General features: G+C 55.8%; 23 protein-coding genes. 10 read left to right on the forward strand and 13 right to left on the reverse strand.

Features of this window, described 5'->3' with window-relative positions:
* The first annotated feature begins 136 nt into the window (after positions 1-136).
* Entirely contained in the window at positions 137-184 is a 48-nt protein-coding gene (gene spfP / locus O1722_RS00130) for a small protein SpfP (protein WP_071892919.1), read from the forward strand.
* 98 nt (positions 185-282) lie between these two features.
* On the opposite strand, the gene yihA is transcribed toward spfP, so the two are convergent.
* Positions 283-912 (reverse strand): ribosome biogenesis GTP-binding protein YihA/YsxC, encoded by a 630-nt coding sequence (gene yihA / locus O1722_RS00135; RefSeq protein WP_003861913.1) that lies wholly within the window; start codon positions 910-912, stop codon positions 283-285.
* A gap of 579 nt (positions 913-1,491) precedes the next feature.
* Between yihA and yihI the strand changes: the two genes are divergently transcribed.
* Positions 1,492-2,007, forward strand: coding sequence for a Der GTPase-activating protein YihI (gene yihI / locus O1722_RS00140; protein ID WP_015569898.1), 516 nt, complete (start codon positions 1,492-1,494; stop codon positions 2,005-2,007).
* A 188-nt stretch (positions 2,008-2,195) separates the two neighbouring features.
* On the forward strand, positions 2,196-3,569 hold the full coding sequence (gene hemN, locus O1722_RS00145) for an oxygen-independent coproporphyrinogen III oxidase (RefSeq protein ID WP_015569899.1): 1,374 nt from the start codon (positions 2,196-2,198) through the stop codon (positions 3,567-3,569).
* Between the two features lie 100 nt (positions 3,570-3,669).
* Here the strand turns inward: hemN and O1722_RS00150 are convergent, their stop codons facing one another.
* From O1722_RS00150 to glnA, 4 genes are all read right to left on the reverse strand, one after another.
* Complete coding sequence (locus tag O1722_RS00150; protein WP_017382667.1) at positions 3,670-3,780, reverse strand: YshB family small membrane protein; 111 nt, start codon at positions 3,778-3,780, stop codon at positions 3,670-3,672.
* A 110-nt stretch (positions 3,781-3,890) separates the two neighbouring features.
* Positions 3,891-5,303 carry a nitrogen regulation protein NR(I) gene (glnG, locus tag O1722_RS00155; protein WP_033488189.1) on the reverse strand — a complete coding sequence of 471 codons (1,413 nt, stop codon included), beginning with the start codon at positions 5,301-5,303 and terminating at the stop codon, positions 3,891-3,893.
* Between the two features lie 11 nt (positions 5,304-5,314).
* Positions 5,315-6,364 (reverse strand): nitrogen regulation protein NR(II), encoded by a 1,050-nt coding sequence (glnL, locus tag O1722_RS00160; protein ID WP_003861923.1) that lies wholly within the window; start codon positions 6,362-6,364, stop codon positions 5,315-5,317.
* Positions 6,365-6,531: 167 nt separating this feature from the next.
* On the reverse strand, positions 6,532-7,941 hold the full coding sequence (glnA, locus tag O1722_RS00165) for a glutamate--ammonia ligase (RefSeq protein WP_003861925.1): 1,410 nt from the start codon (positions 7,939-7,941) through the stop codon (positions 6,532-6,534).
* A 377-nt stretch (positions 7,942-8,318) separates the two neighbouring features.
* Between glnA and typA the strand changes: the two genes are divergently transcribed.
* Complete coding sequence (gene typA, locus O1722_RS00170) at positions 8,319-10,142, forward strand: ribosome-dependent GTPase TypA (protein WP_006808726.1); 1,824 nt, start codon at positions 8,319-8,321, stop codon at positions 10,140-10,142.
* Between the two features lie 80 nt (positions 10,143-10,222).
* Here the strand turns inward: typA and ompL are convergent, their stop codons facing one another.
* The 7 genes from ompL to yihU all read right to left on the reverse strand — a co-directional run bounded on the left by ompL (position 10,223) and on the right by yihU (position 18,960).
* Positions 10,223-10,909: a porin OmpL gene (gene ompL / locus O1722_RS00175; protein ID WP_003861929.1), complete on the reverse strand. Its 687-nt coding sequence runs from the start codon at positions 10,907-10,909 to the stop codon at positions 10,223-10,225.
* 74 nt (positions 10,910-10,983) lie between these two features.
* A complete protein-coding gene (locus O1722_RS00180) occupies positions 10,984-12,408 on the reverse strand; it encodes an MFS transporter (RefSeq protein ID WP_017382668.1) in 1,425 nt (474 codons plus the stop codon).
* 43 nt (positions 12,409-12,451) lie between these two features.
* The gene (locus O1722_RS00185; RefSeq protein ID WP_003861932.1) at positions 12,452-13,834 is read right to left on the reverse strand and encodes an MFS transporter; all 1,383 of its coding nucleotides are present in this window, start codon (positions 13,832-13,834) and stop codon (positions 12,452-12,454) included.
* Between the two features lie 45 nt (positions 13,835-13,879).
* Complete coding sequence (locus tag O1722_RS00190; RefSeq protein ID WP_033487983.1) at positions 13,880-15,904, reverse strand: alpha-glucosidase; 2,025 nt, start codon at positions 15,902-15,904, stop codon at positions 13,880-13,882.
* Between the two features lie 16 nt (positions 15,905-15,920).
* Entirely contained in the window at positions 15,921-17,162 is a 1,242-nt protein-coding gene (gene yihS, locus O1722_RS00195) for a sulfoquinovose isomerase (protein ID WP_017382670.1), read from the reverse strand.
* 14 nt (positions 17,163-17,176) lie between these two features.
* Positions 17,177-18,052, reverse strand: a complete 876-nt coding sequence (yihT, locus tag O1722_RS00200; RefSeq protein WP_015569905.1) for a sulfofructosephosphate aldolase — start codon at positions 18,050-18,052, stop codon at positions 17,177-17,179.
* A 17-nt stretch (positions 18,053-18,069) separates the two neighbouring features.
* Positions 18,070-18,960, reverse strand: coding sequence for a sulfolactaldehyde 3-reductase (gene yihU, locus O1722_RS00205; protein ID WP_032668942.1), 891 nt, complete (start codon positions 18,958-18,960; stop codon positions 18,070-18,072).
* A gap of 155 nt (positions 18,961-19,115) precedes the next feature.
* On the opposite strand from yihU, the gene O1722_RS00210 reads away from it, so the two are divergent.
* From O1722_RS00210 to fabY, 6 genes are all read left to right on the forward strand, one after another.
* On the forward strand, positions 19,116-20,012 hold the full coding sequence (locus tag O1722_RS00210) for a sugar kinase (protein WP_026080563.1): 897 nt from the start codon (positions 19,116-19,118) through the stop codon (positions 20,010-20,012).
* Between the two features lie 34 nt (positions 20,013-20,046).
* On the forward strand, positions 20,047-20,847 hold the full coding sequence (locus O1722_RS00215; protein WP_003861944.1) for a DeoR/GlpR family DNA-binding transcription regulator: 801 nt from the start codon (positions 20,047-20,049) through the stop codon (positions 20,845-20,847).
* Between the two features lie 118 nt (positions 20,848-20,965).
* Positions 20,966-21,565: a glucose-1-phosphatase gene (gene yihX / locus O1722_RS00220; RefSeq protein WP_003861947.1), complete on the forward strand. Its 600-nt coding sequence runs from the start codon at positions 20,966-20,968 to the stop codon at positions 21,563-21,565.
* A complete protein-coding gene (locus O1722_RS00225; protein WP_003861949.1) occupies positions 21,559-22,440 on the forward strand; it encodes a virulence factor BrkB family protein in 882 nt (293 codons plus the stop codon). Before yihX ends, O1722_RS00225 begins: the two co-directional genes overlap by 7 nt.
* A complete protein-coding gene (dtd, locus tag O1722_RS00230; RefSeq protein WP_015569909.1) occupies positions 22,437-22,874 on the forward strand; it encodes a D-aminoacyl-tRNA deacylase in 438 nt (145 codons plus the stop codon). The genes O1722_RS00225 and dtd overlap by 4 nt, the downstream gene beginning before the upstream one ends.
* Positions 22,875-22,918: 44 nt before the next feature.
* Entirely contained in the window at positions 22,919-23,860 is a 942-nt protein-coding gene (fabY, locus tag O1722_RS00235; protein WP_015569910.1) for a fatty acid biosynthesis protein FabY, read from the forward strand.
* A gap of 8 nt (positions 23,861-23,868) precedes the next feature.
* Here fabY and O1722_RS00240 read toward each other — a convergent pair whose 3' ends face one another.
* Positions 23,869-24,789: an alpha/beta hydrolase gene (locus O1722_RS00240; protein WP_033487982.1), complete on the reverse strand. Its 921-nt coding sequence runs from the start codon at positions 24,787-24,789 to the stop codon at positions 23,869-23,871.
* Positions 24,790-24,961 lie beyond the last annotated feature (172 nt).

The raw sequence follows: 24,961 nt of genomic DNA on the forward strand, positions 1-24,961 counted from the left end.
AGTAAGCAACATAAGTACGCGCGTTTTGTGACGATCATTAGAATTCCCTATGTAAAGAATGAAAAAAAACTACAAAAAGTGCTTTGTCCAGCGATAAAAAAAGAGTAGAGTTAACGACGTAGGGTACAGAGGTAAGATGTTCTATCTTTCAGACCTTTTACTTCACGTAATCGGATTTGGCTGAATATTTTAGCCGCCCCAGTCAGTAATGACTGGGGCGTTTTTTATTGCGGCAAAGAAAGTTTCTGGCAAAAAAAAGCGCGGTCATCGCCGCGCCTGTTGTTACTCTGCTTCCGCTTCAGTCGCCGGTTCCAGATCGTTAAACCAGCTGTCGAGCTTCTGTCGCAGTTTATCCACGCCCTGCTTTTTCAGCGAGGAGAACGGTTCAACCTGTACATCACCGTTGAATGCCAGCACCGCTTCACGAACCTTGTTCACCTGCGCCTTGCGCGCGCCGCTTGCCAGCTTATCCGCTTTTGTCAGCAGCACCAGCACCGCAATATCGCTTGCCACCGCCCAGTCAATCATCTGCTGGTCGAGATCTTTTAGCGGATGACGAATATCCATTAGCACCACCAGACCTTTCAGACACATGCGTTTTTCCAGGTATTCGCCCAGCGCACGCTGCCATTTGATCTTCATCTCTTCCGGTACCTGCGCGTAACCGTAGCCCGGTAAATCGACCAGGCGTTTGCCTTCAGCCACTTCAAACAGGTTAATCAGCTGAGTACGGCCAGGTGTTTTCGAGGTACGCGCCAGGTTTTTCTGATTGGTGAGCGTATTCAGGGCACTGGATTTTCCCGCATTGGAGCGGCCAGCAAATGCCACTTCAATCCCTGTGTCTGAGGGCAGGTGGCGAATATCGGGCGCACTGGTGACAAAATGCGTCTGTTGGTAGTTCCAGGTAGTCACGTGGTCGTCTCCAAAAATCGTAATCTGCGGGGATTATACCTGAATGCGGGCAAAAGGCTTTTCCCTTCGTCATTGACATGTAAGTGAAAGCCCTACGGAATGTAAGAGATCTGCTCTTAAGCGTATGAGAAATTTAAGAGAAATCGCAGGCGCTAAAAAACTCAAAATATTAAAATTCAAAGAGTTATTAATGAGTAATTATCTGAAAATCCGGTTTTGTACCTTTTCATAGCTTGTTAGTTTAAGGGAACAAGGTAAAGTGTGTGCCAGGGCGAGGATGCCAACAGGATAACGACTTAAGGATAAGGGTCAGGAGCGCCAGGAGGCGAAGACTCAGGATTGTCAGGACGACCGGCGCCTGGAGGCGTTTTTAACAGGAAACGGAACCGTATCACGGACGGTAGTAGCCAAGGGATAAACAGGGTTTGTTGCAGGCAAACAGGGAATGTCTGACCCGTTAAGGGTTGTGAGTCAGGAAAAAAGGCGACAGATTGCTCTGTCGCCTTTTTTCTTTGCTTGCTTTCTGCTAGATTTCGCCGCAATTCTATACTGAAGAAAACGACTTAAAGATAAAACATCATGAAAAAACCGACCTCCGCTGCGGGCGTGAAACGCCCTGCAAAAGCACGCCGCAAAACGCGCGAAGAACTGAATCAGGAAGCGCGCGATCGCAAACGCGATAAAAAACATCGTGGCCATGCTGCGGGTAGCCGTGCTAACGGTGGCGGTGCCGCAGGCGCTTCTGCAAAAGGCAAACAGCAGAAAGATCCTCGTATCGGCAGTAAAACTCCCATTCCACTGGGCGTGACAGACACGCCGGTCACTAAGCAGCACAAACCAAAGAGCGAGAAACCTATGCTTTCACCGCAGGCTGAGCTGGATATGCTGGAGAACGATGAGCGCCTGGATGCGCTGCTGGAACGTCTTGAAGAGGGTGAAACCCTGACCGCTGAAGAGCAGTCCTGGGTGGACGCCAAACTGGACCGCATTGATGAACTGATGCAGAAGCTGGGTCTGTCCTACGATGATGAAGAAGACGAAGAGGAAGACGAAAAGCAGGAAGATATGATGCGTCTGCTGAAAGGTGGAAACTAACATTTGCACCCGGCAGGTACACTCGTCCTGCTTATAACCCTTCCGGTTATATGTTATCTGGTGTGGTTATTCGTTAAACTACGGCGGTTGTCGCGGCGACAGAAGTGGCTGCGCACCCGAATGATGTCCCGCAACGGGACCAGAAGGGGCCGCCGTATACGAACGCGACACCAACGGAAGGAGTGAGCATGTCTGTACCATCTATCGACTGGGATTTGGCCCTGATCCAGAAATATAACTATTCCGGGCCGCGTTATACCTCATACCCCACCGCGCTGGAGTTTTCTGACGCTTTCGGCGAGGCGGATTTTCAGCAAGCTGTGGCGCGCTATCCCGAGCGCCCGCTGTCGCTCTACGTCCATATTCCGTTCTGCCATAAGCTCTGCTACTTCTGCGGCTGCAATAAAATCGTTACCCGCCAGCAGCACAAAGCCGATCAATACCTCGATGCGCTCGAACAGGAAATTCTGCACCGCGCACCGCTGTTTAAAGGGCGTCACGTCAGCCAGCTTCACTGGGGCGGTGGTACGCCAACCTATCTGAATAAAGCGCAGATCAGCCGCCTGATGGCGCTGCTGCGCGGCAATTTTAGTTTTAACGACGACGCCGAAATTTCGATCGAGGTCGATCCGCGTGAAATCGAGCTGGATGTGCTGGATCATTTACGCGCCGAAGGTTTCAACCGCCTGAGTATGGGCGTACAGGACTTCAACAAAGAAGTACAGCGCCTGGTAAACCGCGAGCAGGACGAAGCGTTTATCTTTGCCTTACTCAACCATGCGCGTGAAATCGGCTTTACCTCAACGAATATAGACCTGATTTACGGCCTGCCGAAGCAGACGCCGGAGAGCTTCGCCTACACGCTTAAACGCGTGGCTGAGCTTAACCCGGACCGTCTGAGCGTCTTTAACTATGCGCACCTGCCGACGCTGTTCGCCGCTCAGCGCAAAATCAAAGATGCGGATCTGCCTTCCGCCCAGCAGAAGCTGGACATTTTGCAGGAGACCATCGCCTCGCTGACCGAAACCGGCTATCAGTTTATCGGAATGGATCACTTTGCCCGCCCTGACGATGAACTGGCGATTGCCCAGCGCGAAGGTGTTCTCCACCGTAACTTCCAGGGCTACACCACCCAGGGCGATACCGATCTGCTCGGAATGGGCGTCTCCGCCATCAGCATGATTGGCGACTGCTACGCCCAGAATCAGAAAGAGCTGAAGCTGTACTATCAGCAGATAGACGAAACCGGCAACGCGCTGTGGCGCGGCATTGCGCTAACGCGCGACGACTGCATCCGTCGGGACGTAATTAAGGCGCTTATCTGCAACTTCCGTCTCGAATTTCGCGAGGTGGAGTCGCAATGGGATCTGCAATTCAGCGATTACTTTGCCGAAGACCTGAAGCTTCTGGCGCCGCTGGCGAAAGACGGGCTGGTGGATGTGTCGGAGAGTGCGGTTGTCGTCACGCCGAAAGGACGTCTGTTGATTCGTAATATCTGCATGTGCTTCGATGCCTATCTACGTCAGAAGGCGCGTTTACAGCAGTTCTCGCGGGTGATTTGAGCTGTAATGCCGGGTGGCGGCTTTGCCTTACCCGGCCTACTTAAGTGCGAGATGTAGGCCGGGTAAGCGAAGCGCCACCCGGCTTTTCATCGACAGCTCGTTAGCTAAACAGCCCAACCAGTGCCGCACACAATACCGCCGCAACGGCAGTTTGTGGCGTGTGGCTTTCTGCTGCTCCGCTCGAAAGCAAAGTCACTAATGATTCCAGCATGATGCTCCCCCCTGTTTCCGGGCACGATCATACAAAACTCATCGGAACAGTAAAGCGCAAAATAACGGCACTTTGCGCTCAATTAGTAACCTTTACACAGCGGAGTAAGATCACTCCATTCCCAGCTCTTTCAGCTTGCGCGTCAGGGTGTTTCGACCCCATCCCAACAGGCGAGCCGCTTCCTGTTTGTGGCCCTGGGTATGACGAAGCGCGGTAGTTAACAGCGTGCGCTCCATCTCAGGCTGCGCTTCGGAGAGCAGATTTTGATGACCGGAACGCAGCGCGCGATCTGCCCACTGCGCCAGCAGCGTCGCCCAGCTTTCCGGCAGCGCATGTCCGGCGGTGCTTTCGGGCACGGTGGCTTCAAACAGCTCGGCGGGGAGATCCTGAATCAACACTTCCTGTCCGGCGGCCATCACGGTCAGCCAGCGACAGGTGTTTTCCAGCTGACGCACGTTGCCCGGCCACGCCAGACGGGTGAGGGCGGCATCCGTTTCCGGATGAAGCTGCTTGGCTTCCACGCCCAGCTCGCGGGCCGCCACTTGCAGGAAATGGCGCGCCAGACGCGGGATATCTTCCCGACGCTCGCGCAGTGGCGGCAGGTGGACGCGGATCACGTTCAGACGATGGAATAAATCCTCACGGAATTTCCCCTCCTGCACGCGCAGCTCCAGGTTCTGGTGCGTCGCGGCAATAATACGCACGTCCACCTTCACCGGCGCATACCCGCCCACGCGGTAAAACTGGCCATCTGCCAGCACGCGCAGCAGTCGGGTCTGCACATCCAGCGGCATATCGCCGATTTCATCCAGGAATAGCGTTCCGCCGTCAGCCTGTTCAAAGCGTCCCTGACGAATAGTATTTGCCCCGGTAAACGCCCCTTTTTCGTGGCCGAACAGCTCAGATTCAATCAAATCTTTGGGGATCGCCGCCATGTTCAGGGCGATAAAGGGCGCTTTCGCCCGCGGGCTGTGGCGATGCAGGGCGTGCGCAACCAGCTCTTTACCGGTCCCTGATTCACCGTTAATCAAGACGCTGATAGACGAGCGCGACAGACGCCCGATGATGCGAAACACGTCCTGCATGGCCGGCGCTTCACCGATGATGTCCGTCGTAGGCCCGAAATCCGGCGCGTGGCGGGGCTGCTGTTGCTCCTGATAGTGGCTGATGGCGCGTTCGACCAGGGCAACGGCTTCGTCGATATCAAACGGTTTTGGCAGGTAATCAAACGCCCCCTGCTGGTAGGCGCTGACGGCGGCATCCAGGTCGGAGTGGGCGGTCATTATGATGACCGGAAGCATGGGGTGGCGCTGTTTGATCTGCTTTAAGAGCGCCAGTCCGTCCATGCCCGGCATGCGAATATCCGAGAGCAGAACGTCCGGCGTTTTGGTGGTGAGTGCGTCGAGCACCTCGCTGCCGCTCTCAAACGTCGTGCAGCTTAATCCCGCTCCTGTGAGCGCGCGTTCAAGCACCCAACGGATGGAGCTATCGTCATCGACTACCCAGACTATCCCTCGTTGCATAAACGTCACCTTTATTTTTTAATCGGCAGGAAAACCGAAAACTCGGTATGTCCCGGCCAACTGGTAAATTCAATTTTGCCGGAGTGTTGGTCAATCAAATTACGGGCGATGGATAACCCCAGCCCGGTGCCGCCTTCGCGACCGCTGACCATCGGGTAGAACAGGGTGTCCTGGAGATGCGGCGGGATCCCCGGCCCGTTATCTTCCACATCAATACGTGCCGCCAGACGATAACGCACGCCGTGCAGCGTCAGCTGGAACGCGGTGCGGGTACGCAGAATAATTTCGCCACCCTCCGGGCCCAGCGCCTGCAACGCGTTACGCACAATGTTCAACAGCACCTGTTCAATCTGGTCTGGATCGTGCGCCAGCTCCGGCAGGCTTGGGTCGTAATCACGTACCAGCGTGACGTTATCCGGCAGCTCCATAGAGACGAGTTTCACCACCCGCTCCGCGACCTTGTGAATGCTTTCTGAAACATGCATCCCCGGCTGCTGCGGCCCGAGCAGGCGATCGACCAGATTACGCAGACGGTCCGCCTGCTCGATAATGACGTTGGTATACTCCGCCAGGGCAGGGTCAGGCAGCGCTTTGGTCAAAAGCTGTGCCGCACCGCGTAAGCCGCCCAGCGGGTTTTTAATTTCATGAGCCAGCCCGCGTACCAGGTCGCGCGCCGCAATCTGCTGAGCATGCTGTAGCTGCTCCTGGCTGAGACGACGCTGGTTATCCATCGGCGCCATTTCCAGCAGAATCATGCCATCTGGCAGGCGCTGTGCGGTGAGGGACAAAATATGCGAGCGTCCGTCAATCACCAGCGTCACTTCGTTATCGGTGAAGCCCTGACCCGCCTGCAAACTCTCCTGCATCAGACCAATATTCAGCGAGAAATAGCTCAGCAGTTCAGGCAGCGGCGTGCCAAACAGTTTACGGGCGCTTTGAGCGAGCAGCTGCTGCGCCGCCGGGTTGGCGTAATGCACCGCCAGCTCGTCGTCGACCAGCAAGATACTGTTAATCAAAGAATTGAGGATCTGCCCAGCATCGGGCAGCGTGCCAGTTGCCATTCAGCAGTCTCCTGGAGTCGTTGCACTATTTTAGTGCAGTATAGCGTTTTAGAGGTAAAAAGCGCGTGAGATCAGGTTGTTGGTGGAGAAAAAAGCCCATCCGAAGATGGGCTAAAGTTTCCACGGCAACTACTCCCGACGCGTATGCGCCGGGTAAAACAAATCAATTAAACGCTGTAGTACAGTTCGAACTCAACCGGGTGCGGCGTCATGCGAACGCGGTCGTTTTCTTCGGTACGCAGCGCGATGTAAGCGTCGATTGCTTCATCGGTGAACACACCGCCAGCGGTCAGGAACTCACGGTCTGCGTCCAGCGCTTGCAGGGCTTCTTCCAGCGAGCCAGCGACCTGTGGGATCTCTTTCGCTTCTTCTGGCGGCAGGTCGTACAGGTTTTTGTCCATGGCTTCGCCCGGGTGGATCTTGTTCTTGATACCGTCCAGACCGGCCATCAGCAGTGCTGCGAAGCACAGGTATGGGTTAGCCGCCGGGTCCGGGAAGCGCACTTCGATACGACGCGCTTTCGGAGACGCCACCACCGGGATACGGATAGAAGCAGAACGGTTACGGGCAGAGTACGCCAGCATCACCGGTGCTTCGTAGCCTGGGACCAGACGCTTGTAGGAGTTGGTGGTCGGGTTCGCCAGGGCGTTGATCGCTTTAGCGTGTTTGATAACACCGCCGATGTAGTGCAGCGCCTGCTCAGACAGACCCGCGTATTTGTCGCCAGAGAACAGGTTGGTGCCGTTCTTGGACAGGGACATGTGGCAGTGCATGCCGGAACCGTTGTCGCCGAACATGGGTTTTGGCATGAAGGTCGCGGTTTTACCGAAACGGTGCGCAACGTTGTGCACAACGTATTTGTAGATCTGAATCTCATCCGCTTTTTTGGTCATGGTGTTGAAGCGGGTTGCGATTTCGTTCTGGCCAGCCGTTGCCACTTCGTGGTGGTGCGCTTCAACAACCAGGCCCATCTCTTCCATGATCAGACACATGGTAGAACGGATGTCCTGTGAAGAATCGACCGGAGGAACCGGGAAGTAACCGCCTTTCACGCCCGGACGGTGACCTTTGTTACCACCTTCGTATTTGGTGGAAGAGTTCCATGCGCCTTCGATGTCATCGATAGCGACGTGGGAACCAGAAATGGAAGCACCAAAACGGATGTCATCGAACAGGAAGAACTCTGGCTCTGGCCCGAACAGAACGGTGTCTGCGATACCGGTAGAACGCAGGTACTCTTCAGCGCGTTTTGCGATAGAGCGTGGGTCACGGTCATAGCCTTGCAGCGTGCCAGGTTCCAGGATATCGCAGCGGATGATCAGCGTAGGTTCTTCGTAGAACGGGTCAATGAGCGCAGTGGTTGCATCTGGCATCAGAACCATGTCGGATTCGTTAATGCCTTTCCAGCCGCCAATGGAGGAGCCGTCAAACATTTTGCCTTCTTCAAAGAATTCGGCGTTCACCTGATGAGCAGGGATCGTGACGTGCTGTTCTTTACCTTTGGTATCGGTGAAGCGCAGATCAACAAACTTCACTTCATGTTCGTTCAGCATCGTCAAAACGTGTTCAGCGGACATACTTAACTCTCCAGATTGGTCATTGTCGTCGTGGTAACGAGGTCTTCAAATCGGCTGGGCTGCCATATTTTTACTGTATTTCTGTAAAGCGAAATCTGTGCCAACTTTTAAAACACCCCAAAAAGGCGTTATCATGCGCACCATAGTGCAGAAGGGCTGCACCACATTGGATTTGTTGCACCATTATAGTGCTTCTGTGTGAACATCGAGCACCATATTGGTGCAATTTACGTTAAAGTGCCCTTTTACCGCTCCGTGAAAGCGATCACAAAGCATCTCTGCAATACTTGTTTGCGGGGGATGTTTGTGATCCTGTTTTGTAGTGCGATTAATCCGTGTACAATAACGCGCTATTTCTAAATGCCTGAGGCAAAGTTGTGATCGAAAAATTGCGTAATATCGCCATCATCGCGCACGTCGACCATGGTAAAACTACCCTGGTTGATAAGCTGCTACAGCAGTCCGGTACGTTTGATGCTCGTGCCGAAACTCAAGAGCGTGTGATGGACTCCAACGATTTGGAGAAAGAGCGTGGGATTACCATCCTCGCCAAAAACACCGCTATCAAATGGAATGACTACCGTATCAACATCGTTGATACCCCAGGGCACGCCGACTTCGGTGGTGAAGTTGAGCGCGTGATGTCCATGGTGGATTCCGTGCTGCTGGTGGTTGACGCATTTGATGGCCCTATGCCGCAAACGCGCTTCGTGACCAAAAAAGCATTTGCCCACGGCCTGAAACCTATCGTTGTGATCAACAAGGTTGACCGTCCTGGCGCGCGTCCTGACTGGGTTGTTGACCAGGTCTTCGACCTGTTCGTTAACCTCGACGCGACCGACGAACAGCTGGACTTCCCTATCGTTTATGCGTCTGCGCTGAACGGTATCGCCGGTCTGGATCACGAAGACATGGCGGAAGACATGACTCCGCTGTACCAGACGATTGTTGACCGCGTTCCTGCGCCAAACGTTGACCTGGAAGGCACCCTGCAAATGCAGATCTCTCAGCTCGACTACAACAACTACGTTGGCGTAATCGGCATTGGTCGTATCAAGCGCGGTAAAGTGAAGCCTAACCAGCAGGTCACTATCATCGATAGCGAAGGCAAAACCCGTAACGGTAAAGTCGGTAAAGTTCTGACTCACCTTGGTCTTGAGCGTATCGAGAGCGACATCGCTGAAGCGGGCGACATCATCGCCATCACCGGTCTGGGTGAACTGAACATCTCCGACACCATCTGCGATCCGCAGAACGTCGAAGCGCTGCCAGCCCTGTCCGTTGATGAACCAACCGTATCCATGTTCTTCAACGTCAACACCTCTCCGTTCTGTGGTAAAGAGGGTAAGTTTGTTACCTCTCGTCAGATCCTTGACCGCCTGAACAAAGAGCTGGTGCACAACGTTGCGCTGCGCGTTGAAGAAACCGAAGACGCTGATGCATTCCGCGTTTCGGGTCGTGGTGAGCTGCACCTGTCTGTTCTGATTGAGAACATGCGTCGTGAAGGTTTCGAGATGGCGGTTTCCCGTCCGAAAGTTATCTTCCGCGAAATCGATGGCCGTAAACAAGAGCCATTCGAAAACGTAACGCTGGACGTTGAAGAGCAGCACCAGGGTTCTGTGATGCAGGCACTGGGTGAGCGTAAAGGCGACCTGAAAAACATGAATCCAGATGGCAAAGGCCGCGTACGTCTCGACTACGTGATCCCAAGCCGTGGCCTGATCGGCTTCCGTTCTGAGTTCATGACCATGACTTCCGGTACTGGTCTGCTGTACTCCACCTTCAGCCACTACGACGACGTTCGTCCGGGCGAAGTGGGCCAGCGTAACAACGGCGTGCTGATCTCCAACGGTCAGGGTAAAGCGGTTGCGTTTGCGCTGTTCGGTTTGCAGGATCGCGGTAAGCTGTTCCTGGGCCACGGTGCTGAAGTTTACGAAGGCCAGATCATCGGTATTCACAGCCGTTCTAACGACCTGACGGTAAACTGCCTGACCGGTAAGAAACTGACCAACATGCGTGCGTCCGGTACTGACGAAGCAACGGTTCTGGTTCCACCGATCAAGATGACGCTGGAGCAGGCTCTGGAATTCATCGATGATGACGAACTGGTCGAAGTGACGCCTCAGTCAATTCGTATCCGTAAACGTCACCTGACCGAGAACGATCGTAAACGTGCAATGCGCGGTGCGAAAGAAGAGTAATTCGGTTATGCCGTAGGCCGGGTAAGCGCATGCGCCACCCGGCAACAAAAAAGCCGCTGAGCGATCAGCGGCTTTTTTTATTAGAACGAATACCGCAACCCTAAACGGATCCGGTACTGCTCGCGGTTGTAATCATTCCATCGGTCCAGCCACTGTAGCTCAAGATACGGCAGCCAGTTTCTGTCGATCTTATAGCTGAATTTATTGGTAATTTCCCAGTGATGGTCTTTGCCATTTTTGCTGTGGTAATCATTCACCCGCTGGAAAAAGTGCGGCTCAAAGGTGTAGAAAAACGCATCCGTCACTTTGAAATTCCAGTAGTTGGCAAATTCATGTGTGTCGTTCTTATCCATCTGCCCGTTATAGTCCGGCGTATCGTAATTGTTATGGTTATAGCGATAGCGGAACGTCAGATTAAACCAGTCCGTAAATTTATAGTTAGTATCTAAATAAACCGCGCCACCTGATCCTGCGCTGCTGTCATTAATCAAGCCGCCGGGCTGGAAGGTCAGTTTGTCGGTCGGTTTGAAGAGTGGATACCACCCCTCAATTTCGTTATAGCTGTGCTTCAGTTCGTCCCATTTCCCCACGTTATAAGCGTTGGTGAACATCAGTCCCGCGCCCATATCGAAGTTATAGCCCGCACGCAGGATCACTTCGTGCAGCTCAGAGGCGGTGTTGTAGGCTTCGCGCGTTTCGACATAGGCCCCGGCAAAAACCGGGCAGGACACAGACGACACGATCAGTACAGTGATGATTCTTTTCATAATTTGTCCATGTATCAGGTACAGAAAGGCCTCCCTCCTGATAAACAGGAAGGACATACTGGCCGGATTTATTGTTATAAAGTGACTGCTGACGCTTTATTGTTGGTGGTTATCTCAGGGGTATTTGCTGTCTGTTTTTTCCGTTTTCCAATCTCCTCGATAATAAAGGCGAAGCGCGCTTCGTTGAGTTTATAAAACAGCCCCATGGTCACGGCGGCAACGATCGCCAGGCCGCACGGCCAGAGGAAAATAAGCTGGCGCAACCCAAGCAGCGTGCCTGCGCTCTGTACGGCATGGGGAACATAGCCAATCTGGGTCAGCATGATACCGGGCAGAAAACCGGCCAGCGCCGCGGAGATTTTGCGCGAGAAGGTATAGCCGGTATACACCGACCCTTCGGCGCGGATCCCGGTTTTCCACTCGCCGTAATCAACCGTATCCGGCACCAGCGCCCAGTTCAGGCTGTTCACAAACGCGGTGCCGAAAAAGGCCATGCAGGAAAAGAGCACGAACAGCAGGGAACTGGTCCCCCAGACGAAGTTCAGCACGTCGCCCACCGCCCACAGCGTCAGCCCGCCCAGATAGACCGGCTTCTTGCCAAAGCGCTTCACCGCGCCAGGCACCAGAAACACGCCAATCAGAATGCAGCCCATGCTGAAAAAGCCCATCCACGACAGGAGATGCAGATCGTTCAGCACGTACTGGGTGTAATAGACCTGAATCGCCAGCTTGATGTTAAACGCGGCGAGGGTACACAGGTTAGCGATGCACAGCACCAGCAGCGGCGGATTGCGGAAAATCGCGCAGAACGATTTCAGAATGCCGGGCTTATGGTGATCGGGCGTAAGCTCGACGTAGCGCTCTTTCACCCCGCTGTAGCACCACCACATGCAGAACAGTCCCCCGGTGACGAATACCAGCGCGGCCACCAGATAGCCGAGTGAGGGCTGGCTGACGAACAGCGCCTGAATCGGCATAAAGCCGACAGTACAGAGCAACAGTCCTACCGTTGCGCCGCCCTGACGCCACGCCGCAAGCTGCGCGCGCTCGTTCGGGTTTTTGGTGATGGCCGGAACCATTGCACCGTAGGCGCAGTTCATCAGGCTGTAGCAGAGGCCAAACATCATGAAGAGCACGGTGGCGAGGGCCGTTTTCACCGTCAGGCTAAAGTCGTTGGCCATAAACTGCGCCGTGGCCACCAGCGCCACCGGAACGGAGGCGTAGAGAATGAATGGCCGGAATTTGCCCCGCGCGCCGATATTACGCCGGGAGTCCAGCAGCACCCCGGTCAGCATGTCGGTAAACGCGGTAAAGAACTTGGCGACCAGAAAAATGATGCCGCCGTAGAACGCGGGCATGCCCAGCTCGTCCGTGTAAAACTTCAGCAGATACAGCGTGCCAATACACAGCATCAGGTTCGAGCCAAAATCACCCATCCCGTAGGCGCACTTCTCTCGCAGGCTCAATTTCAGGGTTAACGGATCAGTATTATGTGTCATGGTCGATCCTCAAAGCGCCCCGCAGGGCGCTCAATCACGTCATTTATGCCGTACGTTTGCGCAGCTCAATTTCTTCCACGATGCGCACATACATCTTCTCGTTAAGGTTGTAGAAGCAGCCCATCGCCACGATGGTGATGACTGCCAGCAGACTCGGATAGATAAATATCAGCTGCCGTAGCCCTTCAACCGTGCCGGCGGATTGCACCACGTTAGGCACATAGCCGATCTGCGTGAGCATGATCCCCGGGAAGAAGCCCGCCAGCGCCTGCGATACCTTACGGAAGAAGGTAAAGCCGGTGTAGACCGTCCCCTCGGAGCGTACGCCGGTGCGCCACTCGCCGTATTCCACGGTATCGGACACCAGCGCCCAGTTCAGGCTGTTAACGAACGCGGAGCCGAAGAACGCCAGGCAGGAGAACGCCACGAAGCTCACCGAGCCGCCGCCGAAGAAGTAGTTAAGCAGATCGCCCGCCACCCAAATCATCAGCCCGCTGATGTAGACCTTTTTCTTACCGAAGCGCCGCACCGCGCCGGGCATCATAAAGACGCCGATAAAAATACAGCCCATGCTGAAGAAGCCCATGTACGACAGCAGGATCGGGTCGTTCAGTACGTACTGCGTGTAGTAGACCTGAATGGCGAGCTTAACGTTAAAGGCGCCCAGCGTGCACAGGTTAGCGATGCACAGGATAAACAGCGGACGGTTCCCGGCGATGGCGCGAAACGACTGCAACAGCCCCGGTTTCTGCGCCGGGTTAGCAGGCTGCGTCTCGACGTAACGCTCGGTTACGCCCTTATAGCACCACCACATAAAGAACAACCCGAACAGCGAGAAGAGGGTGGCGGCAAAGATGTAGCCAAGCTGGTCGTTGCCCTCAATCAGGTTCATCACCGGGACAAAGCCCACCGTACAGAGCAGCAGACCCAGCGTGGCGCCGCCCTGGCGCCAGGCGGCCAGCGAAGCACGCTCGTCCGGGTTTTTGGTAATGGCGGGCACCATCGCGCCGTAGGAGCAGTTCATCATGCTGAAGAACAGGCCGTACAGCATGAACAGCACCGTCGCCATCACCGTTTTACCGGTAATTTCAAACGGTGTGCCGACGAAGTTAGCTATGGCCAGCAACGTTACCGGGAAGGCTGCATACAGCACGAACGGGCGGAATTTCCCTTTCGGGCCGATCTTGCGCCGGGAATCGAGCATGATCCCGGTGCCCATGTCGGTGAAGGCGGTAAAAAACTTCGCAATCAGGAAGATAATCCCGCCGTAGGTGCCAGGCAGCCCCAGCACGTCGGTGTAGAACTTCAGCAGATACAGCGTGCCGATATCAAGCAGGATGTTAGAGCCGAGATCGCCCATCCCGTAGGCGAGTTTTTCTTTAAACGGCAGGCGCAGGGTTGCCGGATCAGAAGTATGTTGACTCATTATTGTTCTCCGTCTGCCCGCAGGTTTCCCCGCGGGCGAGCCTTATCAGATATGACGTAAGGTGCTAAACAGATCTGCCCATTCGCTGTGCTGGCGATAGAAGACCGGCGGTTTGCCGAGCGGGGCATCAACGGTGATGTCACCGCCCTGGCAGGTTTGGCCGGTCCACGCATTGACCCAGGTGTCCTGCGGCAGATAGAGCGACCAGTCGCGGCGTCCCTCTTCATGAACCGGCGCCACCAGCAGATCGCGGCCAAACAGGTACTGGTATTTCAGCGTGTAGGCGCGCGCGTCGTCCTCGTAGTGCAGGAACAGCGGGCGCATCACCGGCAGGCCGCTTTTCGCGTTCTGCGCAACCGCAGCTTTGATATACGGCTTCAGGGTGGTGAAGACGGTGGTCATGCGCGCGAAGTGGGCGATGGTTTCCGCGTCGCCGTCGAACTGCCAGTTATCGCCAGGGCGGTTGCCCTCGTGGGTACGCATCATCGGCGTAAAGGCGCTGAAGTCGCACCAGCGCAGCAGCAGCTCTTTGCTGCGCTTCATCTCGAAGAGCGTCGTATAGCCGCCAATGTCGCTGTGGTGCAGCCCGTGCCCGGTCATTGCCAGCGACAGCGCCGCCGGTACGACGGACGCCAGACCATCGTCCAGGCTCCAGTCGACGTTCTGATCCCCCGCCCACATCATCACCGAGTGCTTCTGGCTGCCGGTGTAGCCCGCGCGCATGAAGAACAGGATCTCCCCGAGCTTGCCGGTCTCCTCCAGCGCTTCGTAGTTACATTTCGCCCACAGGGCAGGCCAGGCGTTATGCATGATCTCCGCGCTCACGCCGTTGTGCAGGAAGGTATCGGTCGGCAGATATTCCCCGAAATCGGCCATCCAGCCGCCGCAGCCCAGTTCGATCAGGTTCTTTTTGATCACCTCTTTGTACCAGCTGTAGGCTTCCGGGTTAGTCAGGTCGATAACGCCCGCGTAGAACTCGCCGAACTCAACGTGGTAATCCTTGCCGTCGGCATCTTTGGTCAGATAGCCGCGCTTCGACGCCTCTTCGCAGAGATCTTTATCGCTGGCGACGTACGGGTTGATATAGGAGAGGAACTGCACGCCTTCCTCTTTCCACTGCGCAATCCGCTCATCAAGCTGCGGATAGAGCGCGCTGTTCCACTTCCAGTTCCACATTACGCGTTTGCCAAAGGAGGTCATCCGGATGCCGGACCAGTCCTGCGCCCAGATGCCGTTTACCTTCACGCCGCCCTCGCGCATGGCGTCGAGCTTCTGCTGACACACCTCGGTGCCGCCCTGAATACCCAGCGTCACGCCGTCGTAAACCCAGTCCGGCAGTTCAGGCTGACGCCCCAGCAGGCCGGTCAGTTTTTCCAGCAGATCGACGTAGGTTTCTGCGCATTCGAAGCGCAGCGTGGCGTTATCTTCCCAGAATGCCAGCTCGTGGAAGTCCGGCGCGCTGAAGTCGAAGTTCATATAACAGCTGTTATCCACGTGGCAGTAGTACTTCTGGGTGCTCACGAAGGTAGGCTGTGGGAAGAAGGTCCAGTAGTAGTCGCCGCCCGCGTTCTCTTTGCAGTCGGCCTGCCAGGTGACGTAGGTCTGCTTATTGCGGCCCACGCCCTGCTCGCTGGTCCACAGCGGGAACGGCTTGCCGCGCAGATCGAAATACGAGAACTGCTCGCCGCAGCCGTAGATATGATCGTCAGGCTGAGCCGCCAGCCGCAGCCAGATGCGGTTATGGCTGGCGGCGTCATTTTTCAGCTTCAGCTCAAGACGGCCTTCCGCATCGACGCCCACCAGCAGCGTGGCGCTCACCGCATCGCCGCGGGTAAAGCGGATCGCCCAGCCCGCGCTTTGCTGCGTGACGGTCGCGTTCGTCAGGGCAATCTTTTCGTTAAGCTTGTCTTTGATGCTGAAATTGCCGCGAAACATCTCGATATCCGCTTCGCCTGCACCGATCCACAGGCAGGGGGCATCCGCAGAGTGGGATAAAATCAGACGGTCCTGCCAGCGCAGGGTGAAACCACTTTCGTTATTTTTCAGGTCAATATTGTGTAGGGTACGCATAAAAACTCCGTCTTTATTATTTGGCCAGGCTATCCAGTAATCCGGCGGCTACGGCAGGGGCTAAGCCCGGCGCCAGCGGCAGGCGGGGGATCACCAGGCAGTGCAGCAGGTGGTAAATATCCTGCTTGCCGTCCCAGACTTTGGTGGTCACTTCGTTATTGGTGTCCAGCTCCTGCCACCATGAACCGTTTTCGTAATCCATCAGGTACTTGATGCAGTAATCCCACCATTTCTGATACCAGGCTTCGTACTGCGCCTCGCCGGTGACGGTGTAGAGCGCGTAAGCCGTGCCCATCGCCTCGACGATTGGCCAGCGCACGCGTTCGCGCACGATAGGCTTGCCGTCCCAGCCCACGGAGTAGACAAAGCCGTCCGCCCCGTCGGGTGCCCAGGCGTCGCGAATAGTGGCGTGAAACAGGCCTTTCGCATCTTCCAGCAGCCACTCCGGCGGGGTTTCAAAGCGGGCTTCCAGCGCGGCGCGCAGGTGCAGCATCAGGCGGCCCCACTCGATCCAGTGCCCCGGCGTGCCGCCGTAGGCGCGGAAGCGGTGGGCAGGGTTATCGATGTTGTAATCGCGGATCGGGTTCCAGCTGGTGTCGAAATGCTCGTTAACGCGGTACTCCCCTTTGCGCGCCACGTCGTGAATAATCACCGAGGCGATACGCAAGGCGCGGTCGAGCCATTTCCGGTCGTGGGTCACGTCATAGACGATGAGGAAGGCTTCCACGGCGTGCATATTGGCGTTACCGCCGCGATAGTCTTCCGTTTTGCTGAAGGCTTCGTCCCAGGACTCCAGGCACATCTGCTCCTGTTCGCTCCAGAAGTAGCGCTCAATCACCTCGATGGCATTGTCCAGCAGCTTGCGTGCCTGCGGGTGGCCGGTGGTGACGGCGCTCGCCGCGCCCAGCAGGACGAAGAAATGCTGATAGCCCTGCTTGGACGCATCAATCACGCCTTCATCGTTTACGCAGGCGTACCAGCCGCCGTGCTGTTTATCGCGCAGCGGACCGTTCAGGGCATTAATGCCGTGCTCAACCAGCGCGTACGCGCCGGGGCGCCCCATGTTCGCCGCCACCGCGTAAACGTGCAGCATGCGGGCGGTGATCCACAGATGGGTGCCCATATCGCTGCGCACCTGCCCGTTATTGCCCAGCCAGCCAAAGCCGGTCGGTACGGCGGCGTTTTTACCGAAATCGAGAATGCGGTCGGTCTCTTGTTCGAGCCAGCGGTTATGGCTCAGGGTGTTAAACCATTTCATGTTCGGGTCCTTTCTTAACGGCGAGCCATCATTTCGTCGACGATCTCACCCAGACGCTGAAGTTTTGGCACGGAAATATCACGCAGCATCAGCTCGGTGTCCGGCAGGCCAATCACCGATGACCAGACGGCGCGCCCGGCTAAAAAGCCCGATGCCCCCGCCTGCATGGCGACGCTTACGGCACGCGGGAATAACTTATCGTCCACGCCGGAGGAGAGGATCACCCACGGCATGGCGATGTTCTCGTTCAGCTTCTGCGAGGCCGTCAGTAGCTCGTGCTGTGTGCCCTTACCAAACAGCGGCATTTCCACTTTGTAGAGGTCGGCGCCGCTGTCGCCCAGCTCTTTGGCCGCATCGATGATCGCCTGCTCGCGGTCAAACGCGGCGCCGCGGCGCGGGGGACGCACCACCGGCTCGATAATGCTCAGCAGCCCGTTGTCGTGGCACAGCGTATTGAACGCTTTCACCATTTCCAGGCGCTGCTGCGGATCTTCATCGCTGCGCCACAGCACCAGCAGCTTCAGCGCCTTACCGCCATCGCGTTTGACCGCCTGCGCGTCAACGTTCTTGTCGATCACCACGCTGTCGACCGGAATGCCGTTCCCCGGGATAAACTCGTCGGCGGCGACAATCATTGCGCAGCTTTTGGCCACGGCCTGCTGCTCGACAATCTGGCGGTAGCAGAACTGCTGGTCGACGAGGATCGCAGAGGCGTACGGCGACAGAATTTTCGCCGCATTGACCTTGAAATCCGTCAGGTGCTGGTCGGTTACCGGCACCGGCGCGCCTGCGGCAGCAAACATCAGGCGCATCGCTTCGCGCTGATCCACGGCCAGCATCGCAAAACCGCCGGAAGGTCGGGTGATATCTTTCAGGGTGTACATCGTCATTCCTCAGTCCTTTCGTATCAGTGTGTTTTTTTCAGCCCGGCAGATGCGCGAACCTGTTCAAGAATGGCTGTCCAGTCTTCGCGCCCGCGCCCGGCGGCGCGTGCCTGGTTGTAAACTTCGCGGGAAGCCGCGCCCAGCGGCATCGGAACGTGGAGCTGGTTGGCCACGTCGAGGGCGATCCCCAGATCCTTATGCGCAAGATCGATCATAAAGGCGGGTGAAAGATCCCCTTTCAGTACCTTGTTCGGCCATGACGTGGTGAAGTGGCCTTTACCCGCCGGCGTGCCGCTCATCACCTTGAGCGCCACGTCAAAGGAGAGGCCAAGCGCTTCGCACAGTACGGCGGCTTCGGCGGAAAGGGCGTTCAGGGCGATGCTCATGTAGTTATTGATGAGCTTCACGCGGATGCCCATTCCCGGCCCGCCGGCGTTAATCATTTCATTGCCCATCGCCATTAAAACGGGGGTGGCGCGCTCAACCTGCTGCGCCGTACCGCCCGCCAGCAGGAGCAGCGTACCGGCGATGGCATGATCAGAGGTGCGTCCGACGGGCACGTCCATCAGGCTGAAGCCTTGCTCAGCCATGTCGCGGATCAGTGCGTCGGTTTGCAGCGGGTGAATGGTGGACATATCAATGACCAGCGCGTCGCGGGATAACCCTTCGCATACGCCGTGCTCGCCGAACAGCACGCTGTGCACCAGGTCGCCGTTTGGCAGCATGGTAATGACGAATTCGGCCTCCGTTACGGCCTGCGCTGGCGTTCCCGCCGCCCGGGCGCCGCTCTCTACCAGCGCCTGAACCGCCTGCGGGTTCACATCAAAAACGTTAAGCTGGTGGCCCTGTTTCAACAGATTCTTCGCCATGGGCGCGCCCATCTGTCCTAAGCCGATAAATGCGATTGCTGACATGCCTCTCTCCTGTCACATCGTGTCAATTTTTGCGCGTTTGTGGTGTCTGTTTTTGATCGTATTTGTAATTTATAGTCAAAAAATTGACACGGGTCACTTTTTAAACATTTGGTGAAATTAAAATGAAGGCATCAGAAATCGCAGAAGGAATCACCATGACTCGCATCGTTTGTGTCGGCATTACCGTGCTGGATCGCATCTGGTATCTCGATGATTTACCGAAAGAAGGTGGGAAATATGTCGCAAAAGACTATACGGAAGTGGGCGGCGGCCCGGCGGCAACGGCGGCAGTGGCAGCCGCGAAACTGGGCGCGGAAGTGGATTTTATTGGCCGGGTGGGGGACGACGATACCGGCAGACGACTGCTTGCGGAGCTGGAATCCCTGGGGGTGAACACCCGCTATACGCGCATAGTTAAGGGAGCCCGATCGTCGCAATCGGCGGTGCTGGTGGACGCAAGCGGAGAGCGCGTTATTGCCAACTACCCCAGCCCCGATCTCCCTGCGGCGGCAGACTGGCTGCATGAAATCGACTTCTCTCAGTGGGACATTGTCTTAGCCGACGTGCGCTGGCATGACGGGGCAAAACAGGCATTTACCCTGGCCCGCCAGCAGGGCGTACCGACGCTGCTGGATGCGGATGTCACCCCGCAGGACATCGCGGATCTGATTGCCTTAAGCGACCACGCGGCCTTCTCCGCGCCAGGACTGCGGCGGTTAACGCAGCTGGATGAAACCGAAAACGCGCTGAAGAAAGCACAAACGCTCACAAATGGACATGTGTATGTCACACAGGGGCGAGACGGCTGTTTCTGGCTGGAAAACGACACGCTATGTCATCAGCCTGGTTTTGAAGTGAACGTCATTGATACCACCGGGGCGGGCGACGTGTTCCACGGTGCGCTGGCGGTCAGCCTGGGGCAGAAATTACCCGCCGCAGACGCCGTGCGTTTTGCCAGCGCCGTCGCAGCACTGAAATGTACAAAGCCCGGCGGGCGCGCGGGTATACCCGACTGTGATCAAACCCGCTCTTTTTTGTCACTTTTTGTATAAAATGCGGGGCGTGATGGTTTTCAGAGGACAGCCCATGAGCCTTACCGAACTGACCGGCAACCCGCGTCACGATCAGCTGCTGACGCTGATTGCCGATCGCGGCTATATGAACATTGATGAACTGGCGCAGCTGCTGGATGTCTCCACGCAAACCGTGCGCCGGGATATCCGTAAGCTCAGCGAGCAGGGGCTGATCACCCGTCATCACGGCGGCGCGGGCAGGGCATCCAGCGTGGTCAACACGGCGTTCGAACAGCGTGAAGTCTCGCTTACCGAAGAGAAACGGGCGATTGCCGAAGCGATTGCGGACTATATTCCCGACGGTTCGACCATTTTTATCACCATCGGGACGACCGTGGAGCACGTTGCCCGGGCACTGCTTAACCATAATCATCTGCGCATCATCACTAACAGCCTGCGGGTGGCGCACATTCTTTATAAGAATCCGCGCTTTGAGGTGATGGTGCCCGGCGGTACGCTGCGCCCGCATAACGGCGGCATTATCGGTCCTGCGGCAACGGCGTTCGTGTCAGGATTTCGCGCAGATTACCTGGTCACCAGCGTCGGGGCGATAGAGCACGACGGCGCGATGATGGAATTTGACGTTAACGAAGCCAGCGTGGTGAAAACCATGATCGCTCACTCCCGTCACATTTTACTGGCGGCCGATCATACGAAATACCACGCCTCCGCGGCGGTTGAAATTGGCAACGTGGCGCAGGCGACGGCGCTGTTCACCGATGAGCTGCCCGGCCCGGCGCTGCAAAATCACCTCAAATCCAGCAAGGTTGAGGTTGTCGAAGTCAATTCCGGAGAAGAGCAGCAGGCTGGCTGAAAATCCTATGGCCCGATATTGCGATTCGGGCCTTTCCTTTCTCTAAGCTGAATCTGGCGCATAGCTAAAGTTTCTCTTTCCCGCTACAGTTACTTTTCCACGGCGAAAGGAGATAAACATGCTTTATATCTTTGACTTAGGAAATGTAATCGTCGATATCGATTTTAACCGGGTGCTGGGCGCATGGAGCGATTTTAGCCGTGTTCCGCTGGCGACGTTAAAGCAGAATTTCGCGATGGGTGAGACTTTCCATCTGCACGAGCGCGGTGAGATCAGCGATGAAGCGTTCGCAGAGCGTTTCTGTCAGGAAATGGGTCTCTCGTTAAGCTACGAGCAGTTTTCCCACGGCTGGCAGGCCATATTTGTCGCGATCCGCCCCGAAGTGATCGACATCATGCACAAGCTGCGCGAGCAGGGGCATCGTGTCGTCGTCCTGTCGAATACCAACCGCCTGCATACCACCTTCTGGCCGGATGAATACCCGGAAATCCACGCGGCGGCAGATAAGGTGTATCTCTCCCAGGAGATGGGGATGCGTAAACCTGAGGCGCGCATCTATCAGGCGGTATTGCAGGAAGAAGGATTCACGGCGGCGGATGCGGTCTTTTTTGACGACAACGCCGATAATATAGAAGGGGCTAATCAGTTAGGTATCACCTCCATTCTGGTGACCGGAAAAGAGACGATACCGAACTACTTTGCGAAGCAGTTATGCTAAAAACCGTTCATCAAAAAGCCAATCACCACACGCGCCCGCTGAGGGCGTGGCTGAAACTCCTCTGGCATCGCATTGACGAGGACAACATGACCACGCTGGCGGGCAATCTCGCTTACGTGTCCTTGCTCTCGCTGGTGCCGCTGGTGGCGGTGATTTTTGCGCTTTTTTCGGCGTTTCCGATGTTTGCCGATGTGAGCATGCAGCTTCGCCATTTTGTTTTCGCGAACTTTATTCCTGCCACTGGCGATGTGATCCAGAACTACATTGAACAGTTTGTCGCAAACTCCAGCAAGATGACGGCGGTGGGGGCATGTGGGCTTATTGTTACCGCGCTGCTGCTGATGTACTCCATCGACAGTGCGCTCAACACCATCTGGCGGAGCAAAAAAGTCCGCCCGAAGGTTTACTCCTTTGCCGTCTACTGGATGATTTTAACCCTTGGCCCATTGCTGGCGGGGGCAAGCCTGGCGATCAGTTCCTACCTTCTTTCGCTGCGCTGGGCGACCGACTTAAACAGCGTGATCGATAACGTGCTGCGTATCTTCCCGCTGATTTTATCGTGGCTTTCGTTCTGGCTGCTCTACAGCGTGGTACCAACCACGCGCGTACCCAACCGGGATGCCGTGGTGGGTGCGCTGGTCGCGGCGTTGCTCTTTGAGCTGGGCAAGAAAGGATTCGCGCTTTATATCACCATGTTCCCCTCTTATCAGCTGATTTACGGCGTGCTGGCGGTGATCCCCATTTTGTTTGTCTGGGTCTACTGGACGTGGTGTATCGTCTTGCTTGGCGCCGAAATAACTGTCACTCTCGGGGTCTACCGCGAACTCAAAAAAGCAGCAGAAGCTGAAAAACAACAAGAAGCAGACCAACCATGATTGCATTGATTCAGCGCGTAACCCGTGCCAGCGTCACCGTGGCGGATGAGGTGACGGGTGAAATTGGCCCAGGACTTTTGGTGCTCCTGGGTGTCGAAAAGGATGACGACGAACAAAAAGCCAACCGCTTGTGTGAGCGCGTACTGGGCTACCGCATTTTCAGCGATGCGGAAGGCAAGATGAACCTGAACGTTCAGCAGGCGGGCGGCAGCGTGCTGGTGGTCTCCCAGTTTACGCTGGCCGCGGATACCGAACGCGGCATGCGCCCAAGTTTTTCGAAGGGCGCGGCACCGGATCGCGCAGAAGCCCTTTACGAGTACTTTGTTGAGCGCTGTCGCCAACAGGACATGAATACACAAACCGGACGATTCGCTGCGGATATGCAGGTTTCGCTGGTGAACGATGGCCCCGTCACATTCTGGCTCCAGGTATGAGCCAACTGGCGGCATGGCCGCGGGTAACAAGAGAGAGTACAGCTATGTATCACCTTCGAGTACCGCAAACGGAAGAAGAATTAGACGCTTATTACCATTTCCGCTGGGAAATGCTGCGCAAGCCACTGCATCAACCTAAAGGCTCTGAACGCGACGCCTGGGACGCGATGGCGCACCACCAGATGGTGGTTGATGAAGAGGGCAACCTCGTTGCCGTGGGACGTCTGTATATCAATGCCGACAACGAAGCTTCAATCCGCTTTATGGCCGTTCATCCCTCCGTGCAGGACAAAGGCCTTGGAACGCTGATGGCTATGACGCTGGAATCCGTTGCCCGTCAGGAAGGGGTCAAGCGTGTCACCTGTAGCGCCCGCGAAGATGCCGTTGAGTTCTTTGCCAAGCTTGGTTTCGTGAATCAGGGGGAAATCACCGCCCCGCAAACTACGCCGATTCGTCACTTTTTGATGATCAAACCCATCGCCACGCTGGACGATATTCTCCATCGCGCCGACTGGTGCGGGCAGCTCCAGCAGGCGTGGTATCAGCATATTCCGCTCAGTGAAAAAATGGGTGTGCGTATTCAGCAATATACCGGGCAAAAATTTATTACCACCATGCCGGAAACCGGCAACCAGAACCCGCACCATACCCTGTTTGCCGGCAGCCTGTTTTCACTCGCCACGCTCACCGGCTGGGGACTGATCTGGCTAATGCTGCGCGAACGTCATCTCGGCGGCACCATTATTCTGGCCGATGCCCATATCCGCTACAGCGCCCCGATCAGCGGCAAGCCGAGCGCGGTTGCTGACCTGGGCGCACTGGGCGGCGATCTCGACCGTCTGGCGCGTGGACGTAAAGCACGCGTACAGATGCAGGTGGAGCTGTTCGGCGATGAAACGCCAGGCGCGGTGTTTGAAGGCACCTATATCGTTCTGCCTGCGAAGCCGTATGGCGCGTATGAAGAGGGCGGGAACGAGGAGGAGTAGTCTCCTTCTCACTCTCGCCCGGCATGGTTAATGCGCCAGGCAATATCTCGCATAACGTCTCGCGCTGACTGGCTAATTCCACCCAACTGGAAGAAGCCGTGTATTACACCCCGCCATCGTTGAGCGGTACACTTCACGCCTTGCTCCGTGAGGCGCTGATAAAGCGCCTCGCCTTCGTCGCGTAACGGATCATATTCCGCGGTAACAATATGGACCTTCGGCAGACCGCTAAAGTCGTTGCGCCACAGTGGGCTGACTTCAGGATGTTGACGGTCGGCTCCAGCCAGATACATTTCATAGCCGCTCAAAAGGGTATCGCGAGTAATCACGTAATCCATGCCATTGAGGGTATAGCTTTCAAAACTGGCGGTAGCGTCGAGCATGGGATAGATAAGAATGAGCTGCGCGGGATCCCAGAGACCTTTGGCCTTAAGCCGCAATGACGTTACCAGCGCAAGATGACCTCCCGCGCTGTCTCCACAAAGTTTAATCCGGTTTTTATCTACACCTAATTTTTCGGCATTTTGCCAGACAAGATCTGCCGCTCTCTCTGCATCGTCATGCGCAGCGGGGAAAGTATGCTCGGGTGCGAGTCTGTACTGAACCGCAATGACCCGACAGTTACCGTAAAACGCCAGTTGGCGAAGCTGATTATCATGGGTTTCAAACCCACCGCTGACAAAACAACCGCCATGATAGTAGAGGGTACAAGATAACGTTTCAGGGGCATTGAAAGGCGAAAATACCCGAAAGGTCATATCCTCAAGAACAAGCGTTTCAACCTGGACACGCGTTTCTGTTTCCCCGGCTAGCGCTGTGCTGGCGACATATCCGCTTCTCCGGTCATCAATACTCTGCTTTCGCGAGGAAGGTCGTCCTGCGACAATAAACTCCTGTACCAGCTTATCAATACCCTTTTCCAGTGCCATGATTACGTCCTTTTACTGTGTTTTTATACAGTTTATAGCCTGGTTTACAGCAGATGAAAACAGAGAAATGTTGAGAGGTGCATATTGTGGAAAGCGGCTCGCAAAATCGATCATTCCCTAAAAAACGTCCTTTCACCCTAAATTGATAAAGAGTATTTTGCCTGAAAATTAA

This window comes from Enterobacter cloacae complex sp. HYC003_NIDB, assembly GCF_056673375.1.

Coding starts and splice junctions, on each gene's coding strand:
- yihI (WP_015569898.1), top strand. CDS start 1,492: ATGAAAAAACCGACCTCCGCTGCGGGCGTGAAACGCCCTGCAAAAGCA.
- hemN (WP_015569899.1), top strand. CDS start 2,196: ATGTCTGTACCATCTATCGACTGGGATTTGGCCCTGATCCAGAAATAT.
- O1722_RS00150 (WP_017382667.1), bottom strand. CDS start 3,780: ATGCTGGAATCATTAGTGACTTTGCTTTCGAGCGGAGCAGCAGAAAGC.
- glnG (WP_033488189.1), bottom strand. CDS start 5,303: ATGCAACGAGGGATAGTCTGGGTAGTCGATGACGATAGCTCCATCCGT.
- glnL (WP_003861923.1), bottom strand. CDS start 6,364: ATGGCAACTGGCACGCTGCCCGATGCTGGGCAGATCCTCAATTCTTTG.
- glnA (WP_003861925.1), bottom strand. CDS start 7,941: ATGTCCGCTGAACACGTTTTGACGATGCTGAACGAACATGAAGTGAAG.
- ompL (WP_003861929.1), bottom strand. CDS start 10,909: ATGAAAAGAATCATCACTGTACTGATCGTGTCGTCTGTGTCCTGCCCG.
- O1722_RS00180 (WP_017382668.1), bottom strand. CDS start 12,408: ATGACACATAATACTGATCCGTTAACCCTGAAATTGAGCCTGCGAGAG.
- O1722_RS00185 (WP_003861932.1), bottom strand. CDS start 13,834: ATGAGTCAACATACTTCTGATCCGGCAACCCTGCGCCTGCCGTTTAAA.
- O1722_RS00190 (WP_033487983.1), bottom strand. CDS start 15,904: ATGCGTACCCTACACAATATTGACCTGAAAAATAACGAAAGTGGTTTC.
- yihS (WP_017382670.1), bottom strand. CDS start 17,162: ATGAAATGGTTTAACACCCTGAGCCATAACCGCTGGCTCGAACAAGAG.
- yihT (WP_015569905.1), bottom strand. CDS start 18,052: ATGACGATGTACACCCTGAAAGATATCACCCGACCTTCCGGCGGTTTT.
- yihU (WP_032668942.1), bottom strand. CDS start 18,960: ATGTCAGCAATCGCATTTATCGGCTTAGGACAGATGGGCGCGCCCATG.
- O1722_RS00210 (WP_026080563.1), top strand. CDS start 19,116: ATGACTCGCATCGTTTGTGTCGGCATTACCGTGCTGGATCGCATCTGG.
- O1722_RS00215 (WP_003861944.1), top strand. CDS start 20,047: ATGAGCCTTACCGAACTGACCGGCAACCCGCGTCACGATCAGCTGCTG.
- yihX (WP_003861947.1), top strand. CDS start 20,966: ATGCTTTATATCTTTGACTTAGGAAATGTAATCGTCGATATCGATTTT.
- O1722_RS00225 (WP_003861949.1), top strand. CDS start 21,559: ATGCTAAAAACCGTTCATCAAAAAGCCAATCACCACACGCGCCCGCTG.
- dtd (WP_015569909.1), top strand. CDS start 22,437: ATGATTGCATTGATTCAGCGCGTAACCCGTGCCAGCGTCACCGTGGCG.
- fabY (WP_015569910.1), top strand. CDS start 22,919: ATGTATCACCTTCGAGTACCGCAAACGGAAGAAGAATTAGACGCTTAT.
- O1722_RS00240 (WP_033487982.1), bottom strand. CDS start 24,789: ATGGCACTGGAAAAGGGTATTGATAAGCTGGTACAGGAGTTTATTGTC.